At 62.8% G+C, this 2,359-nt stretch carries 3 protein-coding genes; 2 read left to right on the top strand and 1 reads right to left on the bottom strand.

Going from position 1 to position 2,359, the window contains the following annotated elements; translation table 11 throughout:
• The coding region (locus V6M52_RS02150; RefSeq protein ID WP_332698958.1) for a glycoside hydrolase family 1 protein at positions 1-387 on the bottom strand (387 nt) is incomplete at its 3' end.
• Between the two features lie 226 nt (positions 388-613).
• Here V6M52_RS02150 and V6M52_RS02145 point away from each other — a divergent pair.
• Complete coding sequence (locus V6M52_RS02145) at positions 614-1,717, top strand: ABC transporter ATP-binding protein (protein WP_332698961.1); 1,104 nt, start codon at positions 614-616, stop codon at positions 1,715-1,717.
• 297 nt (positions 1,718-2,014) lie between these two features.
• A partial coding sequence (locus V6M52_RS02140) for an AAA family ATPase (protein ID WP_332698955.1) occupies positions 2,015-2,359 on the top strand: 345 nt, incomplete at its 3' end.

The following is a 2,359-nucleotide window of genomic DNA, read 5'->3' as shown; positions in this document are numbered from 1 at the left end:
CAGCGCGGCGGGCAGGTCCCAGTGGAAGAGGGTGGCGACGGGCTGGATGTCGTTCTCCAGCAGGGTGTCGACCAGGCGTTCGTAGAAGTCCACGCCTTTCTGGTTCACCCGGCCCTTGCCCTCGGGCAGCACCCTGCTCCAGGAAATGCTGAAGCGGTAGGCCTGCATGCCCAGCTCTTTCATGATCGCGATGTCTTCGCGCCAACGGTTGTAGTGGTCGCAGGCTACGTCGCCGGTGTCGTTGTTGAGCATGCGGCCCGGCGTATGGGCGAAACGCTGCCAGATGCTGGGGCCGGCGCCATCGGCGAGCGGAGAGCCTTCGATCTGGTAGGCGGCAGTGGCGCTGCCCCAGACGAAATCATCCGGGAACTGGTAAATATTCGACATGGCCCCTCCGGCGGTGTCGGTGGATGGTTCAACAGGATTAGGGATATTGCGTTGTGAAAACGGTTACATGGCAGAATACCGCAAGCCTTCGGTCAGCGGAACCGCTCAAAGGGCAGAAATAGAAATAAAGCCAACTGCATCCCGATTGCCGCACATGGCGAACGGTTGCATACCAGCAGTCACCGGGAGGGCCGGCGACAGTCAGTACTTCATCGCCGGAGAGATGATGGCCAGCGTTCAACTAGATAGCGTCCGCAAGATATACGACAACGGCCAGGTGGCGGTGCACGGCGCCAGTTTCGAAGTCGCCGACGGCGAACTCATGGTGCTGGTCGGGCCGTCTGGTTGCGGCAAATCCACCTTGCTGCGGATGATCGCCGGACTGGAGGACATCACTGCCGGCACGCTTTCCATCGGCGAGCGCGTGGTCAATGAAGTGGCGCCGAAGGATCGGGATATCGCCATGGTCTTCCAGAGCTATGCGCTTTACCCGCACATGACCGTGGCCGAAAACCTCGCCTTCGGCCTGAAGCTGCGCAAGCACGACAAGGCCACTATCGAGAAGCGGGTTGCCGCTGCGGCCGAGACCCTGGGGCTTACGCCGATGATGGACAAGCTGCCTGGCCAGATGTCGGGCGGCCAGCGCCAGCGCGTGGCTCTGGGCCGGGCGCTGGTGCGCGAACCTTCTGTGTTCCTGCTGGACGAGCCTCTCTCCAACCTGGACGCCAAGCTGCGCCATTCGGTACGCGCCGAGATCGCCCGCCTGCATCGGCAGTTGGGCACCACCATGATCTACGTCACCCACGACCAGGTCGAGGCGATGACCTTGGGGCAGCGCATCGTGGTGATGAAGGACGGCGAGGTGCAGCAGATCGATACGCCAATGGCGTTGTATCTGAAACCGGCCAACCTGTTCGTGGCCACTTTCATCGGCAGCCCGAAAATGAACCTGCTATGGGGCGAACTGCAGCAGCGCGACGAGGGTCTGCGTCTGCGCGTCGCCGACGGCGTCGAGCTGCTGTTGCAGCCGCAGTCGCCCATGGCAGCGGTCTTGCAGAGCTATGTCGGCAAGCAACTGACGATAGGACTGCGGCCTGAAGACATGCACCTGGGGCCGCCAGGGGCGGATCGCTTGCCGGCGAAGGTGGAAGTGGTAGAGCCGGTGGGCAACGAAGCCTTCCTCAATCTTGGCTGCGGCGGCTGCGATCTGGTGATCCGACTGCCGCCCTACGATCTGCCGGCGGTCGGTAGCCGGGTCCATCTGGGCTACGTGTCGGAACGCATGCATTACTTCGACCCGGACAGCGGAACCCGCATCGGGCCGGCATAGCGGGCGCCAGAAGCAGCCCGGTTCGGCGCGCTTTTGCCCCGTGCCTTGTAGAGCCGAGCTTGCTCGGCTGCTCTTCGCGCAGAATCGAGAGCAGCCGAGCAAGCTCGGCTCTACAAGGGAATGCTTGTGGTGGGAGGCGCTCCCGCCCTGCGGCCCGTTATACTCCCTGGTTGGTGCTTTGTTCGCAGACCACCTTCGCCAATTAAATCAATAGGTTGGCGTCGAAACATAATCCCGATTACCAAATGTGGCAGCGCGCCGGCCGATCCGGCCGCGAGGCCCGGAAGCAACCGCCGCATGCGCCTTTCCACCATCAAGCTGTCCGGTTTCAAATCCTTCGTCGACCCGACCACTTTGCATCTGCCCACCAACATGACCGGTGTGGTCGGGCCGAACGGTTGCGGCAAATCCAACATCATCGACGCCGTGCGCTGGGTGATGGGCGAAAGCTCGGCCAGCCGCTTGCGCGGCGACTCGCTCACCGACGTGATCTTCTCCGGTTCGGCCGCGCGCAAACCCGTGTCGCAGGCCACGGTCGAGCTGATCTTCGACAACAGCGACCACACCATCGCCGGCGAATTCGCCGCCTTCAACGAAATCTCGGTCAAGCGCCTGGTCAGCCGCGACGGCACCAGCAACTAC

This window comes from Devosia sp., assembly GCF_036676215.1.
GTDB lineage: Bacteria > Pseudomonadota > Alphaproteobacteria > Rhizobiales > Devosiaceae > Devosia.
This window is presented reverse-complemented; position numbering and strand designations above follow the sequence as displayed.